The sequence below is a fragment of the Phytobacter massiliensis JC163 genome (assembly GCF_000321045.1).
Lineage (GTDB): Bacteria > Pseudomonadota > Gammaproteobacteria > Enterobacterales > Enterobacteriaceae > Phytobacter_A > Phytobacter_A massiliensis.
This window is the reverse complement of sequence record NZ_HE578948.1, coordinates 158389-173470: the sequence shown is the minus strand read 5'-3', so window position 1 is coordinate 173470 and position 15082 is coordinate 158389. Positions and strand designations below refer to the sequence as shown.

The window sequence follows — 15082 nt, the reverse complement described above, 5'->3', positions numbered from 1 at the left end:
TAATAATACCTCGTACCGCCATGCCTGATATCAGGCATGGTAAGGAGACTTTATGTCTATTGTTAACGCAAATACCGAACAAGAAAAATTAAAAGCAACAACAGTACGCTGGCGAATATTTATAGTGATGCTTATTTTAGGCGCCATCAACTATATTGACCGCACCTCGCTCTCTATCGCGATGCCGCATATTACCGATGAGTTCGGCATTACCGATACGCGCGTCGTTGGGGTTATTCATAGCGCCTTTTTCTGGGCTTACGCATTAATGCAGATCCCCAGTGGAGTAATCGCCGATAAATTCAAAGCGCGCAATATTATCGCGCTGGCGACCATTCTGTGGGGTGCCTGCCAGGCTATCGCGGCCCTCTGCCACTCTATTTTTACCCTCTCTCTTTCTCGTCTGGGGCTGGGGATTACGGAATCGCCGATTATGCCCGCCGGGGCGAAGCTGATGGGTACCTGGCTGACGCCCACCGAACGCGGTCGCGGCTCAATGCTGCTGGACGGCGGCGCGCCGCTTGGCACGGCAATGGGGGCGGTAATTATCGCCGGGCTGATCGCCTTTTTTGATTCCTGGCGGATGGCGTTTGTGGTGGCGGGTGTTGGCACCATCCTGGTGGGTTTCGTCGCCTGGTGGTATATCCGCACTTATCCTTCTGAACATCCGTCAATTAATAAAGCGGAGCTGGATCATATTACTGCGGCTAACGGCCCGGCGACGCAGGCGAAAAAGTATCGGCTGGCGGATATCAAACCCTATTTAAAACAGAGTAACGTTATCGCGCTGATTTGCGGCTGGGTCTGCTACAGCTTCGTTTTTTACGGACTGATGACGTGGCTCCCCCTCTATTTCCAGGCAACCTACGGTTTTGATATTAAATCGATGGGCGGCGCGATGGCGATTATCTTCCTGCTCTGCTTTGTCGGCCAGTTAACCGGCGGCTACATTATGGATAAGTGGCGCGCCAGAGGCGGGAAAACCAGCCGCGTCATGCACACCATGCTGGCTATCTCCGCTATCACCGCAGGCGTTGGTATTTTCCTCTGCGCCCAAAGCTCCACGCCCGGCGTCGCCATTACGCTGCTGACTATCGCGCTCTTCCCGCTGCGCTGGGCCAGCGTCTACTGGTCAATCCCTGGGCTTCTGGGGGCGCAATCTGTTGCCGGCACGATTTGCGGCACCATGAACTTCACCAGTAACCTGTTCGCGGCGATCCTGCCGATTTTCATCGGCTTCCTGGTGCAGGCTACCGGTAATTACTATGCCGCCATGATGTTCTTCGCGCTGGCCGCGGTGGGCTACCTGATCTGCTCGCTGTGCATCAATTTCGATAAGAAAATGGAAATTGCTGCGCCAGATGCGCAGACCGGGCGCGCCGCAAGCGTAACCGAATAAACAACGCCCCCGCATGGAACGCGGGGATGCGCTTATTCGAAAAAGACAGCCAGTTTGTTAAACATACCCGGGGAGGAGTGGTTGCGGACCACCTGCGCCACGTCCTCCAGTTTCTCGATCTGGCTTATCATCTGTTCCAGCCGCTGATCGTCATTCACCAAAAGCCAGATTCGGCTCTGCTCGCTCTCCTTGATCGGCAAACAGAGAATTCCCTCGACGTTAAACGCACGGCGGGCGAACAGGCCGCAGACGTGGGTCATTACACCCGGATGGTTACGCACGGTGAGTTCAAGAATCACGTTGTCATGTGTCGGTTGTTGCATGGCTTATTCCCCCACCATTTCAGTATTCGCCGCGCCTGGCGGCACCATCGGATAGACTTTCTGTTCAGGATCGATGCGCACATGAATAAGCGCCGGGCCAGGACGTGCAATGGCTGCCTGCAGCGCCGCCTGCGGGTCAGCTTCGGCATTCAAATCACAGGTATGCAGGCCGAAACCGGCGGCAATCTGCATAAAGTTTATCATCCCCGGATAGGTAGCAGCGAAGACACCCTGCTTGTAGAACAGGCTCTGCTGCTGGTGCACCAGCCCCAGCGCTTCGTTATTCATCAGAATGATTTTGACATCCAGATTGTTTTCCGCCGCGGTGGCCATCTCCTGAATGTTCATCATCAGGCTGCCGTCGCCGGAGAAGCAGATAACTTTGCGCTGCGGGTTTGCCAGCGCCGCGCCAACCGCTGCCGGCAGGCCGAAGCCCATCGTCCCTAACCCGCCGGAAGTCAGCCACTGACGCGGGCGATTGAGCGGGTACGCCTGGGCTGTCCACATCTGATGCTGCCCCACGTCGGTGGAGATAATCGCCTCGTCATCCACGCAGGCGGCCACCGCGTTAATCAGGCCATAGTGACTCAGGGGATCGCCGCTTTGTGGAATGGCGGACGGGAACTCCCGCTGCAATTGGTTCACCAGTTCGCGCCAGCCTTCGCGCGGCTGCGCCTCTACCTGCGGCAGCAGCTGGGCCAGAACGTCGCCAACGTCCCCCTGAATGGCAATATGCGGCTGCTTGATTTTACCCAGCTCCGCGCGGTCGATATCTACATGGATGATTTTGGCGTTCGGGCAGAACTGCTCGGTCTTGCCAATCGCCCGATCGTCAAAACGCGCGCCGAGTACGATAAGCAGATCCGACTCCTGCAGAATGAAGTTGGTGCTGCGCGCGCCGTGCATTCCCAGCATTCCCAGCGACAACGGATGCGCTTTCGGCAGCATCCCCAGCGCCATTAAGGTCATGGTGGTGGGCAGGTTCGCTTTTTCCGCCAGTGCACGTACCGCTTCCGGCGCGTTGATCACCCCGCCGCCAAGATACAATACCGGGCGCTGCGCCGCGTTGATCATCGCCGCCGCGTCGCGCACGCTTTGTGCCTCAAAAGCGGGCGCTGGCGCTTTGCCGCCGGGTTCCGGCAGTTCGCTAAGCTCAATCTCTGCGGTCTGAACATCTTTAGGAATATCTATCCACACCGGGCCAGGACGGCCGGACTGGGCGATACGGAACGCATCGCAGATAACCTGCGGCAGTTCGCTGATGTCGCGCACCAGGTAGTTGTGTTTGGTGATGGGGATAGAGATGCCGTAAGTGTCTACTTCCTGAAACGCATCGGTACCAATCAGCGAGGAGGAGACCTGGCCGGTAATACAGATCAGCGGAATGGAGTCGAGGCGCGCGTCGGCGATGGCGGTGACCAGGTTGGTGGCCCCCGGCCCGCTACAGGCCATGCAGACAGCGGGCTTGCCTTCGGTTCGCGCCATGCCCTGGGCGATAAACCCCGCGCCCTGCTCGTGCCGCGCCAGCACATGGCGGATTTGCGTGCTCTGGCTTAAAGCGTCGTACAGCGGCAGCACCGTCCCGCCCGGAATCCCCGCCACGGTGGTAATACCCTGTCGCTCCAGTAAATGAACGATCAGCTGCGCGCCGGTGTAGCGCGTCTTAGTGGATGTTGTGCCCGAACTTGCCATGCTCCAGTCCTTTTCTTCTGGGCCGACTTTCCGGGGAGGTTAAAACAGAAAACCCCGCCCGGTTTGCGCCGGCGGGGTTTTGGAATCGTGTGTTGTTCCAGTCCCTACGGCGCATTGCCGACGACCACCACCACACGCACGACGACCACCGCGGCGTTATGCGCGGTTTTTAGTAGGTTCATCGTCATAGTGGAAGCGTTCATTGGGGACTCGTGTTTTTTGAATTAACGAGATTTATACAAGCACAAGAAAGAAAATTGAACAATCGGTTTTTGCACAAGGGCGAGAATCTGCGCAATCGATCACATTTCATCGCCACACTCCAAAAAACAAAAAACCCCGCCGGAGCGAGGTTTTTTAGCAGGTTTTTGCGGGTGGTAGCCGCAAGCACACTGTGTTACGTCAACAGTGAAACTATACGATCAATTCATCCTGCGCGCAAATTGTGCGCACACTACCAGCAGTTTGAGTATGGGACAGAATGCAAATTTCGTCCAGAAATTACTGTATATATTTACAGTAATTATTTATAATGGTGTTGCCGACCACGGTGTGAATAAGGGGCCGCAACCTACCGGGCGCACATAAAGTCCTGGCTGAAACGGGTGGTGCCGTCAGTGCCTTAACCCCTTGAGAGCACACTGTGTTACGCCAACAAAACGGTTGGTTACAGGCAGCGGAAAGGTAAGCCAGCCGGTCGTGCTCCTTTGCCAAAGGAGAAGCGTATGGGCGGAGTGGATATGGTCATTCTTATCCTGAAACTCATTGTTGCCGTGTTGCAACTGCTTGATGCCGTCCTGAAGTATCTTCGGTAATTCAGGTTCAAGCCGCACCAAAGAGGGGCGGGCAACCGCCCCTCTTTAACACCTCCGCTTTCCTGGGGTTTTCTTGTGAAATCCCAGGAAATACCTTTCCGCAGCGCGTTTTCATGTTACCTTTTTGTTACAGTCCACCAGCCCACCGTTGTCATGACCATCACCGTTTTTTGCGTTTTGCTCTTTGCCGCGCTGTTACACGCCAGCTGGAACGCCATTGTGAAGGCGGGGAGCGACAAGCTCTATTCCGCCATTTGCGTCAGCGGTTCCGCCGCCGCGATGGCCCTGGTCATGCTCCCCTTCTCTCCCCAGCCAGCCCTTGCCAGCGTTCCCTTTCTGGCCGCCTCCTGTGTGTTACAGGTGATCTACACCGTGCTGGTCGCCAAAACGTACCAGGTCTCAGACATGAGCCAGACCTATCCGCTAATGCGCGGCACCGCGCCGCTGCTGGTGGCGCTGATAAGCGTGGTGGCGCTCGGTGATAGCCTCTCCGGCCTTGCGTGGACGGGCATAGGGGTCATTTGCGCCTCTATCCTCGGCATGGCGATGAACGGGCGCAGCCGTTCCCAGCGCGGCATCGTGCTGGCGCTGGTGAATGCCTGTTTTATTGCCGGTTATACGCTGGTGGACGGTACGGGGGTGCGGCTCGCCGGTACGGCGCTGGGCTACACGCTGTGGACGTTCTTTCTGAACGGCTTTTGCCTGCTGGCCTGGGCGATGGTCGTCCGGCGGCGTGAAGTGTCGCGCTATCTGGTCAACAACTGGCAAAAAGGCGTACCGGGCGGCATCGGGACGATGGGCTCATACGGGCTGGCGCTCTGGGCGATGACGCAGGCGCCGCTGGCGGTAGTCGCCGCGCTGCGGGAAACGTCGATTCTGTTCGGCGCGCTTATCGCCTGCGTACTGCTAAAAGAGAAGGTAAGCGGCGTGAGGATAGTGGCGGCCTGTGGGATAGCCGCCGGAGCGATACTGCTGCGTCTGGCATAACGCCCTGTCCCGGTCAGGCGAAACAGGGCGTGACAGCATCAGCCAACGAGATACTGATAGATGCCTTCCGCAACCGGAATGCCTTCCTGCATGCACTTCATTTTATAAGCGACCTGCGGATCGTTCGGCGCCATCACTTTTTCTACGCCCGGCATCGGTCTGACCGCGCGCAGTTCGGACACCATTGTTTTCATCATCGCGGCAAACAGCGGGTTGCCCAGTTTGACCGGATCGATGACGATAACCAGGCTCGCCAGCTTGCGCATTTTGTCGTAATCGCCGTACATCCGCACGATATGGTTGCTGAAATTGGCCCCCATTAAAATGCCGGTCAGCGCGTCGATCGCCAGGGCGATACCGGAACCTTTGTGGCCGCCAAAGGGCAGCAGGTTCTCGATTTTGTGCGGATCGGTGGTGATGTGCCCTTCTTTATCCAGCGCCAGCCCTTCGCCAATATGCTTTCCGGTCTCTTTGGCATGCAAAATCTTACCGAAAGCAATGGCGCTGGTCGCCATATCGACAATCATCGGCTCTTCGTCTTCCACCGGGAAACCGAACGCAATCGGGTTAGTACCGAGGAAACGCTCCGCGCCGCCGTACGGGGCTACGCAGGTATCCGTCTGGGTCATCGCAATGGCGATTTTACCTTCACGCGTGGCCCGCTCGATGAAATAAGAGAGCGCGCCGCAGTGAGAGGTGTTTTTAATGCTGACGAAGCCAAGACCGGTTTCTGCCGCCAGTTTAACCGCGTGGTCGGTCGCGGCGATCAGCGCCGAGTGCCCCATTCCATCATCAGAATCGAGAATGGCGACAGAGGGCGACACCTCTTCGAAATGCATTTTTGCCGCCGGATTCAGCCCGCCCGCCTGCAGGCGGGTGCAATAGTGCTCCACGCGAATAACGCCGTGAGAATGCACCCCGGTTTTATCGGCATGAACCAGCACGTCCGTTACTTCCTGAGCGACTTTCGCCTCCAGGCCCGCCTGAGTTAACTTCTTCACTACTAAATTTTTTAATTCCGCTTCTTTAACGAAAACTGTCGACATAATAAATTCCTTTTAAAATAAGATGACGCCCTTCACCAGATTTTTATTTTCCACTACATCTTCTTTGTATTTATTCCCGAAAGTATAAAAATCATATTCGATGTTTTTCATCATACTTTCATCAATTGCGCCTGCCGCCATCAGCGAAATCACATATTCAAAATCCACACGGGTTGCGTTGCGACTGCTTAACAGCGTGGTCTCTTTTCTGTGGAAGGTCGGATCGTCAAGCACCAGCTCGCCGATATACAGTCCGATAAAGACGATTTTGCCGCCGTTACGAATAAGCTCAACGGAACGGCTCATCGACGCTTTATTTCCTGTGGCGTCAAATAGCGTGCACGCCAGGTTGCCATTAAAACAGGCTTTCAGGGCGTCGATATAATTCTCATCCAGCGGGTTAAGCGTTTTTACCCCTAACTTAGCGGCAATCTGCTGGCGACGGCCCGCATCGGTGTCGGCAACCACAACGCTGGCGCCGCGCGCTTTGGCGATGGCAGCCGTACCCAGACCGATCGGGCCTGCGCCAATCACCAGCACGTTTTCGCCTTTTTTAACATCCGCGCGGCGGTTAGCGTGGGCGCTAATGGCGAAGCACTCGACCAGCGACCCGGCGCTGTCGCTCAGGCTATCCGGCACTTCCACCAGGTTTTGCTCACGTACCGCCAGATACTCCGCAAAGCCGCCGTCCTGATGCACGCCATACAGGGAGACATTCTCACAGCAGTTGGTCTTCTCTTCACGGCAGGCAGGGCAGACGCCGCATGGCACGCAGGGAATCACCGAGTAACGCTGGCCCACTTTAATGCTGGTGCACGCTTTACCGATTTGCTGCGCTTCGCCGCAAATTTCATGGCCAAGTACACGCGGATAAGAGAAGAAAGGTTGGCGGCCCGCATAGGCATGAATATCCGTTCCGCAAATGCCCACCGCTTTAATTTTCAGCAGGACTTCATTATCTTTAACTTGCGGCATTTCCCTTTCAATATATTCGATGTTATACGGCTCGTGGCAAATTAACGTTTTCATAGCATTCCTTATTTAATTAACTTCTCAACCGTAGAAGTGATTCCATGCGTTTCGATAGAGGTAAAAGCATCCTGTACATCGTGGATAAAATCGCTGTTATCAGCGGCTAAATTGCCAAAGATGCTCTGTATATTGAGCAGCGATAAAGCCTGCTGCCAGCGCGGCGCGTCGGCTTTTATCACCGCCTTAAATTCGTTATTAAGCGGATCGGCGACGTCCCTGCCGTGCGTAATTTCCTTAATCACATAATGCAGCCAGCCAGCAATCAGCGTCGCTAGCGCCCGGCCTTTAATACCGCGTTGTTGCAGCGTCAAATAGGGGTCGATAGCGCGCTGGGGCAGCTTCTGCGAGCCATCCATCGCGATCTGGCCGGTTTTATGTTTGATATTGGGGTTGCTGAACCGCTCGATCAGCAGCGCGGCATATTGGTTGACATCTACCGCCAGGTGCGGGCTTAAGGATTTCGCCTGCTCCTGCAACATCAGATGGTGCGCCGCTTTACGGAAAACCGCGTCTTCCATGCACTGGTAGATAAATTCGTAGCCCGCCAGCCCGCCGTTATAGGCAAGGAAAGAGTGGCTGCCGTTCAGCATCCTGAGCTTCATCTCTTCATAGGGCAGCACATCGGCGACAAACATCGCCTCTGCCTTATCCCACTCAGGACGGCCTGCGGCAAAGTTATCTTCGATAATCCACTGGCGGAATGCTTCGCATACCACGCCGCAAGGGTCGGCGTAGCCGATCTCTTTTTCGATAGCGGTAAACTGCTCCGGGGTCATGGCCGGAACGATGCGGTCCACCATGGTATTCGGGAAGGTAATGTTCTGCTCAATCCACTGCGCGAGGTCGCCATCCAGCTGGGCGGCAAAATCAAGAATAGCGGTTTTGGTTAACGCGCCGTTTTCCGGGATGTTATCGCAGGAGAGCACGCTCAGCGGGTTTAAACCCTGCTCACGGCGCAGGCGCAAACCTTCAACAATCAGGCCGATCGCCGACTGGGGCGCACGCGGGTTTTTGAGATCGTGGGCGATCAGCGGGTTAGCCAGATCCAGCTTCCTGGAGCGCGGATCGCTGCAGTAGCCTTTTTCAGTGATGGTCAGCGAGATGATTTTGACCTGCGGCTCCACCAGTTTCTCAATGGCCGCCTGAATGCCGTCTTTTGGCGTATGAATTGCCCCGGTCAGCGTGCGTACCAGTCGGCTGGTGGTGGTTTGCGCCGATTTTTCAATCACGGAAAACAGGTGTTCCTGCTGCGCAAGGGCGTCAGTCAGTGCATTACCGCCGAAAAGGTTGATCTCAAAGATCCCCCAGTAGTCGCCCGTTAACTGGTTGGTAAGATCGTTATAGACAGCCTGATGGCCGCGATGGAACGCCCCAAATCCAATATGCACGATACGGGTTTCGAGTTCTTTACGCGGGTAAGCCGTTTTCTGGGTGAACTTTGCCATTGCGCTGGCAGGGTAAGTGGTGTTCATGGAGCAAGTCCCTTTGTTTTTGGTTAACCAATTTAAGCAAATCAATAGACCAAAAAACAGTGAGTCATATCCCAATTTTTAAAACAGCGTTTCGTAAATTTAACTCATATAGTTAATTAACCATATATATCAATATATTAAGCCAGATAACAGGAAAAGAGGAAGCCTGGTCCTAAAACCATTGGTCTAGTGAATAAACCTTATAGGTGTACCAATTATGCATGATGATTCCGGCCTTTCGCGGGCTGGATACGAGGCGCTGTAGAAATCAGCCCGGCCTGACAGCGCAGGCCGGAGCGGGGGAGAATGGGGAACGGGAGTAAAAATCAGGAACGGCGTAAACGTCAGGTGGCAAAAAAGAAATCGTCAAAATCTTCCAGCGAATGATCTTCTTTAAAGATCTTCACCAGCTCTTTTTTACTGTTTTCAATATGGTTCCATGCCGCCAGGCGGGCCTGTTCGCTGTCGCGTTGTTGCAGGGCAAGAAATATAGTACGGTGATCTTCAACCCATTTAACCTGTAAATCCTTGCGGTGCAGATATTTATAATTCAAATTCTTCCAGCGCGGGTTTTCCGTACGCACCGCGCGCCATAGCTCAGCGGATTGTTTAATCAGAACCCGGTTTTGCGTCGCCTCGGCAATAATGTCGTGAAACTGACGGTCCAGCTCTTCAAATTTATCGCTGTCGCCGCTGATCTGTTTTTCCTGCAGTTCAACAATGTGCTTAAGCTCGCGTAACTCGTTGAATCTAATCTGCCTTGCGGCAAAGCCGGTGATGTTACTTTCAATAACCTGACGCGCCTGCAACAACTCAAAAGGGCCGATTTCCGAAAAGGGCATCACCTCTTTCTGGCTGACTTTTTTAGGATTATCAATAAAGAAAATCCCGGCACCCTGCTTCACTTCTACGATGCCTTTCAGTTCCAGCATAATGATTGCCTCACGAATCGTCGTGCGGCTGGTTTTGAACCGTTCGCTGAGCTCCCGCTCGGAAGGAAGGCGGCCGCCCGCTTCGAAAACGCCGGAATAAAGCAGCTCTTCAATTTGTAATCCGATATCGAAATAACGGCGTTTCGTCATCACCTGTTCCATTGCGGGCCTGCGTAGGTACTGTCAAATTCAACAGCCTGCTAGTGTAATCAAATATCACAATTGAGGGGAACTAATTTCGCCCCCGCGCCTGTCTGCCAGTGGTTGACCAGCCGCTGGCAATAAATGTTGCCGCGAAACGTCTATAAAACCTGCCTGAGCGCTATCGTCCATTCTGGGGAGTGACCTTGCCGTGCCCTCTGGCTGTGCTAGATTTCCCCCGCTATTAGCGGATATGGCAGAACTATCTTCTTAATTTTTCACTTTTTATAATTTATTGCGCGAATGAAAAGGCAACGTAACGTCACTTTACTCTTAATGCTGATCCTGCTGGTCGCGGTCGGGCAGATGGCCCAGACCATCTACATCCCGGCGATTGCGGGCATGGCGCTGGATCTCCACGCGCGCGAAGGCGCGGTGCAGAACGTGATGGCCGCGTATCTGCTGACCTACGGGGTTTCCCAGCTCTTCTACGGCCCGCTGGCGGATCGCGCAGGGCGACGCCCGGCGATTCTTTTCGGGATGGCGATATTTATGCTGGCAACGCTTGTCGCCGTTACCACCAGCAACCTGACGGTACTGATTGCCGCCAGCGCCTTTCAGGGGATGGGAACCGGCGTCGGCGGCGTGATGGCGCGAACCCTGCCGCGCGATCTCTACGCCGGTACGGAACTGCGCCACGCTAACAGCCTGCTCAATATGGGCATTCTGGTGAGCCCCCTGCTGGCTCCGCTTATTGGCGGCCTGCTGACCACCGTCTGGGGCTGGCGTGCCTGCTATCTCTTTTTGCTGGCGCTCTGTGCGGTAGTCACTTTCAGCATGGCGCGCTGGATGCCGGAAACCCGCCCGACGGGCACCATGAACATGCGCCTTATCACCCGCTACAAAACCCTGCTCGGTAGCGGCGCTTTCACCTGCTATTTGCTGATGCTGATTGGCGGGCTGGCGGGTATCGCGGTGTTTGAAGCCTGTTCCGGCGTGCTGCTTGGCGGCGCGCTGGGCCTCTCCAGCATGGCGGTGAGCGTGCTGTTTATTCTGCCTATTCCGGCGGCCTTTTTCGGCGCGTGGTTTGCCGGGCGGCAAAATAAACGCTTTTCCACCCTGATGTGGCAGGCGGTTACCAGCTGCATGGCGGCAGGGTTGATGATGTGGGTCCCCGGCTGGTTCGGCGTGATGAACGTCTGGACGCTGCTGGTTCCCGCCGCGCTGTTCTTCTTCGGCGCGGGCATGCTCTTTCCGCTGGCTACCAGCGGCGCGATGGAGCCGTTTCCCTTTCTGGCGGGCACCGCAGGCGCGCTGGTGGGCGGCCTACAGAATATGGGCTCCGGCGCGCTGGCCTGGTTTTCCGCCCTGCTGCCGCAAAATAGCCAGTTCAGCCTTGGGATGCTGATGACGTTTGCCGGGCTGTTGATCCTGCTGAGCTGGCTGCCGCTGGCTCTGCGCCATGGGCAGCATGAACAGATGGTTTAGCTTCCCGTCGGCCCGGCTTCGCGTCGGGCCGGTCGCAAACCGGCGTAATAATCGCTTTCAGTAGCGGCTCCGTGGTGGGCCGCCATGCCCCCTCCTCCCCATCGTAAAACTGCGTATCGGCATTCACGGCGAAAGGGATACGCGCATTGTTCAGTTCGCAGGCCATAAACCTGGCAAAGGCCATTTGCGCCTCGCCGGGGGCGTTTTTGATGGTTTCCCCTGCCGACCAGCCGCCGACCCAGCTGACATGGCCTGTCTTCTGCTGCCAGCGTAACGCGGTGTTGATGCGCGCGCGGATTGCCGCTTTTTCCGCCGCGGTGCCCGACGTCCACGGATATTTTCCGTTACTCTTCTGCGGCCCCCACGGGAAGATGTGCCATTCCGCCAGCAGCCAGTTCTGGCTGTGGGCGGGCAATTTCAGCGCGGCGAGATCTTCCGGCGCGGCGCGCAGACGCGGGGCGATAAACATCATGCGCTGCGGGTCTATCGCATGCAGGGTGCGGGCAAGGTTGTCATACACGCGGTTAAGGGCCGGCAGGTCGTGGTTGAGCTTATCCGCTGGCTCGTAAATCAGATCGAAACCCAACAGCGGGTGCGTGCTGGCAAAATAGCGCGCGACCGTCGTCCACCACGCGACCAGCTGCGCTTCATTTTTTGCTCCCGGCTCGGCTTTGAACGCGTCCGCCTGGTAAGAAATGATCGGGATAAGGCCGTACTGCTCGCAGGCTTCGACCAGCTTACGCAGATGAATCAACCGCGCCTCGGTCATCGGGTCCGCCACCCGGATGCGCACGTGGCGAATCCCCTCGGCATAAAAATCCCGGGCGATAAGCGGATCGAATTCGCGGATACCGCGGTCGGTACGCGCCCAGTCAACGTCGAGGCCGACGCCCAGTTGCCGGACATAACCCGCCGCCGTCAGCGGCGCGTCGGCCGCCCACGCAGGCGTTCCCGCCAGCAGCAGTGCGATGGCTAACAGTGGTTTTAACACGATTGACCTTGCCAGAATCGGTGATGATTACCTGTATTTAGCACGCTTTAAGGCGCAACGCGTAGCGCGAATGCGTAATAAATTTTTCACGATGCGGGCGGCTGGCATTACGACACAAAATCGACGAAGGTAGAACAACCTATGGCTTATCAGACCCCTGTCGCAATGAATGATATTCAGATCGCCTCGCTCGTCGCCCGCTTCCCTTTGCTCGCCTCGCTGATGGCGCTGGCGGAAACCACCTGGTTTAACCCCAACACGACAACGCTGGCCGAAGGGCTGCCCTATGTCGGGCTGACGGAAGCGGATGTGGCGGACGCCCATGCCCGGCTGGCCCGTTTCGCTCCCTATCTGGCGGAAGCCTTCCCGGAAACGGCGGTCACCCACGGGGTGATTGAATCAGAACTGGTTGCCATCCCGGCCATGCAGCAACGGCTGGAACAGCAGCCCGGCCAGCGCATCTTCGGTCAGCTGCTGCTGAAAAAAGACAGCCATCTGCCGATTTCCGGCTCGATTAAAGCGCGCGGCGGCATTTATGAAGTGCTGGCCCATGCTGAAAAGCTGGCGCTGGCGGCGGGGCGGCTACGCCTGGAAGATGACTACAGCGTATTGCTGTCGCCAGCGTTCAGGCAGTTTTTCAGCCAGTACAGCATCGCCGTTGGCTCAACGGGCAACCTGGGGCTGTCGATTGGCATCATGAGCGCGCGGCTCGGCTTTAAGGTGACGGTGCATATGTCCGCTGACGCGCGGGCGTGGAAAAAGGCGAAGCTGCGCAGCCACGGCGTGACGGTGGTGGAGTATGCGCAGGATTACGGCGTAGCGGTAGAGCAGGGTCGCAAAGCCGCCGAAGCCGATCCCAACTGCTTTTTTATTGATGACGAGAACTCCCGCACCCTGTTTCTTGGCTATGCGGTGGCCGGGGAGCGGCTTAAAGCGCAGCTGGCCCAGCAGCACATTGTCGTGGACGCGCAGCATCCGCTGTTCGTCTATCTTCCCTGCGGCGTAGGCGGCGGCCCCGGCGGCGTGGCCTTTGGCCTCAAGCTGGCGTTTGGCGATAACGTCCACTGCCTGTTCGCCGAGCCGACCCACTCGCCGTGTATGCTGCTGGGGGTGCATACCGGCCTGCATGACAGCATCGCCGTGCAGGATCTGGGTATCGACAACATTACCGCCGCCGACGGCCTGGCGGTAGGCCGCGCGTCGGGCTTCGTTGGACGGGCAATGGAGCGGCTGCTGGACGGTTTTTACACCCTTAGCGACCAGACGATGTATGACCTGCTCGGCGCGCTGGACGAGGAGGAGGGCATTCGCCTTGAGCCGTCGGCGCTGGCTGGGATGGCCGGGCCGCAGCGCGTCTGCGCAAGCGAAGCGTATCACCGGCTACAGGGTTTCACCCCCGCGCTGCTGGCTAACGCCACCCATATCGTCTGGGCGACGGGCGGCGGGATGGTGCCGGAAGAGGAGATGGCGCAGTATCTGGCGAAAGCGCGCCGGGGCTAGTCACAGCGCGAGCAGGATGTGGCGCAGATGCGTGATGGCGAACAGCAGAGCAAGGGCAAGAACGGCAATGGCAATCAGCAGCTTGTCGCGTACCGCCCGGGGCTGCACAAAATCGCTTTGCGTCACGTCCATCAGCAGGCGGCTTCGCGTATAGCGCCACAGAATGCCGCCCACCAGCAGCAGGATAGCGAGAGAAACCCAAAACGCCACGCCTGACTGCTGCCAGTTGTGTCTGATCGCAAAAGCCAGCAGCGCCGCATAGCCAAAAAAGGTGCGCAGCCACGCAAGCGAAGTACGTTCCGGCTGTAGGCCGGGGTCCGCCTGTCGGCGGGCTTTGCGGCTATCCGCCATAGAACACCAGCCCCATAACAACAGCCGCGACAGCCACCAGTATCAGGCTGACCAGCAGCAGGCTGCGGGTATACGGCAGGTCCTCTTTCAGCCGCATCGCCTTTTCGTTTTTTAGCCAGCGCAGATAACCATATATCGCCAGCCCACCGGCAAACAGGCAGAGCAGCAGCGCCAGAGCCTGGCGAATCACCGGCGTGGCAAAATCCGGCGCCAGCTGATCCAGCCCGACGCCCGCAGCCAGAAAGCCAAGCGCGGTGCGGATCCAGGCCAGAAAAGTGCGCTCATTCGCCAGTGAAAAGCGGTAATCGGGCGCTTCGCCGAGGCGGGATATTTTCATGACGGCTCCTTATCACTATTCTCTTTAACCACTGCAAACGCGACTTTGCTGATATGCTGTTGCGTTCTGTTACAGGGAGGCTGTATGGAAATCATATCGCAAAACAAATGTAGTTCATTGGGCATGTTATTCGGCGCTATCGCGCTGATTATGGGCATTTTCCATTTCTCTTTTGGTCCGTTTTCAGCCCCGTCGCCTACCCTCGAAAGCGTCGTCGCGGAGAAAGTCTCCGCCGTTAAAAAGGGCATTATTGCCGGGCTGAAAGGGGAAAAACCCGCTGCCGCGCCTGCCGAATCCAGGGCCGTCGATACCGATAAAATCCTTGATAACAGCGGTATCGCCCTCGCGGTCATTGCGTTGATATGCGCGTTTATTGGCGGCATGCGCAAAGAGAACCGCTGGAGCGTCAGCGGCGCGCTGATTTTCGGCGGCGGCACGCTGGCCTTCCATGCGCTGCTGTTCGGTATCGGGCTGGTGTTAGGCGTTATTTTGCTGATCCTGATCTTTTCCTTCCTGACCGGCGGCGGCTCGCCAGTATAAAGATTAGCCGGAGGGCGGTGTAGCCCCGCCGTCCGG

At 56.8% G+C, this 15082-nt stretch carries 16 protein-coding genes; 6 read left to right on the top strand and 10 right to left on the bottom strand.

Features of this window, described 5'->3' with window-relative positions; translation table 11 throughout:
• Window positions 1-52: 52 nt before the first annotated feature.
• Window positions 53-1399 (top strand): MFS transporter, encoded by a 1347-nt coding sequence (locus tag ENTHG_RS18245; RefSeq protein WP_044183047.1) that lies wholly within the window; start codon window positions 53-55, stop codon window positions 1397-1399.
• Between the two features lie 32 nt (window positions 1400-1431).
• Here the strand turns inward: ENTHG_RS18245 and ilvN are convergent, their stop codons facing one another.
• The 3 genes from ilvN to ivbL all read right to left on the bottom strand — a co-directional run bounded on the left by ilvN (window position 1432) and on the right by ivbL (window position 3617).
• Complete coding sequence (gene ilvN / locus ENTHG_RS18240; RefSeq protein ID WP_044183044.1) at window positions 1432-1722, bottom strand: acetolactate synthase small subunit; 291 nt, start codon at window positions 1720-1722, stop codon at window positions 1432-1434.
• Window positions 1723-1725: 3 nt separating this feature from the next.
• Entirely contained in the window at window positions 1726-3414 is a 1689-nt protein-coding gene (gene ilvB / locus ENTHG_RS18235; RefSeq protein ID WP_044183040.1) for an acetolactate synthase large subunit, read from the bottom strand.
• 104 nt (window positions 3415-3518) lie between these two features.
• A complete protein-coding gene (ivbL, locus tag ENTHG_RS25165) occupies window positions 3519-3617 on the bottom strand; it encodes an ilvB operon leader peptide IvbL (protein ID WP_103281084.1) in 99 nt (32 codons plus the stop codon).
• 522 nt (window positions 3618-4139) lie between these two features.
• On the opposite strand from ivbL, the gene tisB reads away from it, so the two are divergent.
• Both tisB and ENTHG_RS18220 read left to right on the top strand, forming a co-directional pair.
• Entirely contained in the window at window positions 4140-4229 is a 90-nt protein-coding gene (tisB, locus tag ENTHG_RS18225) for a type I toxin-antitoxin system toxin TisB (protein ID WP_044183037.1), read from the top strand.
• A 153-nt stretch (window positions 4230-4382) separates the two neighbouring features.
• On the top strand, window positions 4383-5216 hold the full coding sequence (locus ENTHG_RS18220) for a DMT family transporter (RefSeq protein ID WP_044183987.1): 834 nt from the start codon (window positions 4383-4385) through the stop codon (window positions 5214-5216).
• A gap of 38 nt (window positions 5217-5254) precedes the next feature.
• On the opposite strand, the gene ENTHG_RS18215 is transcribed toward ENTHG_RS18220, so the two are convergent.
• From ENTHG_RS18215 to ENTHG_RS18200, 4 genes are all read right to left on the bottom strand, one after another.
• Window positions 5255-6262 (bottom strand): Ldh family oxidoreductase, encoded by a 1008-nt coding sequence (locus ENTHG_RS18215; protein ID WP_044183034.1) that lies wholly within the window; start codon window positions 6260-6262, stop codon window positions 5255-5257.
• Window positions 6263-6274: 12 nt separating this feature from the next.
• On the bottom strand, window positions 6275-7291 hold the full coding sequence (locus ENTHG_RS18210; RefSeq protein WP_044183031.1) for a zinc-binding alcohol dehydrogenase family protein: 1017 nt from the start codon (window positions 7289-7291) through the stop codon (window positions 6275-6277).
• A gap of 8 nt (window positions 7292-7299) precedes the next feature.
• Window positions 7300-8766 carry a mannitol dehydrogenase family protein gene (locus ENTHG_RS18205; protein WP_044183028.1) on the bottom strand — a complete coding sequence of 489 codons (1467 nt, stop codon included), beginning with the start codon at window positions 8764-8766 and terminating at the stop codon, window positions 7300-7302.
• Between the two features lie 344 nt (window positions 8767-9110).
• On the bottom strand, window positions 9111-9860 hold the full coding sequence (locus ENTHG_RS18200; RefSeq protein ID WP_044183024.1) for a FadR/GntR family transcriptional regulator: 750 nt from the start codon (window positions 9858-9860) through the stop codon (window positions 9111-9113).
• 282 nt (window positions 9861-10142) lie between these two features.
• On the opposite strand from ENTHG_RS18200, the gene emrD reads away from it, so the two are divergent.
• Window positions 10143-11327, top strand: coding sequence for a multidrug efflux MFS transporter EmrD (gene emrD, locus ENTHG_RS18195; RefSeq protein ID WP_044183021.1), 1185 nt, complete (start codon window positions 10143-10145; stop codon window positions 11325-11327).
• On the opposite strand, the gene ENTHG_RS23780 is transcribed toward emrD, so the two are convergent.
• Window positions 11230-12318, bottom strand: a complete 1089-nt coding sequence (locus ENTHG_RS23780) for a cellulase family glycosylhydrolase (RefSeq protein WP_052332733.1) — start codon at window positions 12316-12318, stop codon at window positions 11230-11232. The two genes, emrD and ENTHG_RS23780, sit on opposite strands and share 98 nt — an antisense overlap.
• 165 nt (window positions 12319-12483) lie before the next feature.
• Between ENTHG_RS23780 and dsdA the strand changes: the two genes are divergently transcribed.
• Window positions 12484-13818 carry a D-serine ammonia-lyase gene (gene dsdA, locus ENTHG_RS18185; protein WP_044183983.1) on the top strand — a complete coding sequence of 445 codons (1335 nt, stop codon included), beginning with the start codon at window positions 12484-12486 and terminating at the stop codon, window positions 13816-13818.
• Here dsdA and ENTHG_RS18180 read toward each other — a convergent pair whose 3' ends face one another.
• Window positions 13819-14169, bottom strand: coding sequence for a DUF202 domain-containing protein (locus tag ENTHG_RS18180; protein ID WP_044183018.1), 351 nt, complete (start codon window positions 14167-14169; stop codon window positions 13819-13821).
• Window positions 14159-14506, bottom strand: a complete 348-nt coding sequence (locus ENTHG_RS18175) for a YidH family protein (protein ID WP_044183015.1) — start codon at window positions 14504-14506, stop codon at window positions 14159-14161. The genes ENTHG_RS18180 and ENTHG_RS18175 overlap by 11 nt, the downstream gene beginning before the upstream one ends.
• 84 nt (window positions 14507-14590) lie before the next feature.
• Between ENTHG_RS18175 and ENTHG_RS18170 the strand changes: the two genes are divergently transcribed.
• Window positions 14591-15046 (top strand): hypothetical protein, encoded by a 456-nt coding sequence (locus tag ENTHG_RS18170; RefSeq protein WP_044183012.1) that lies wholly within the window; start codon window positions 14591-14593, stop codon window positions 15044-15046.
• The last annotated feature ends 36 nt before the right edge of the window (window positions 15047-15082 follow it).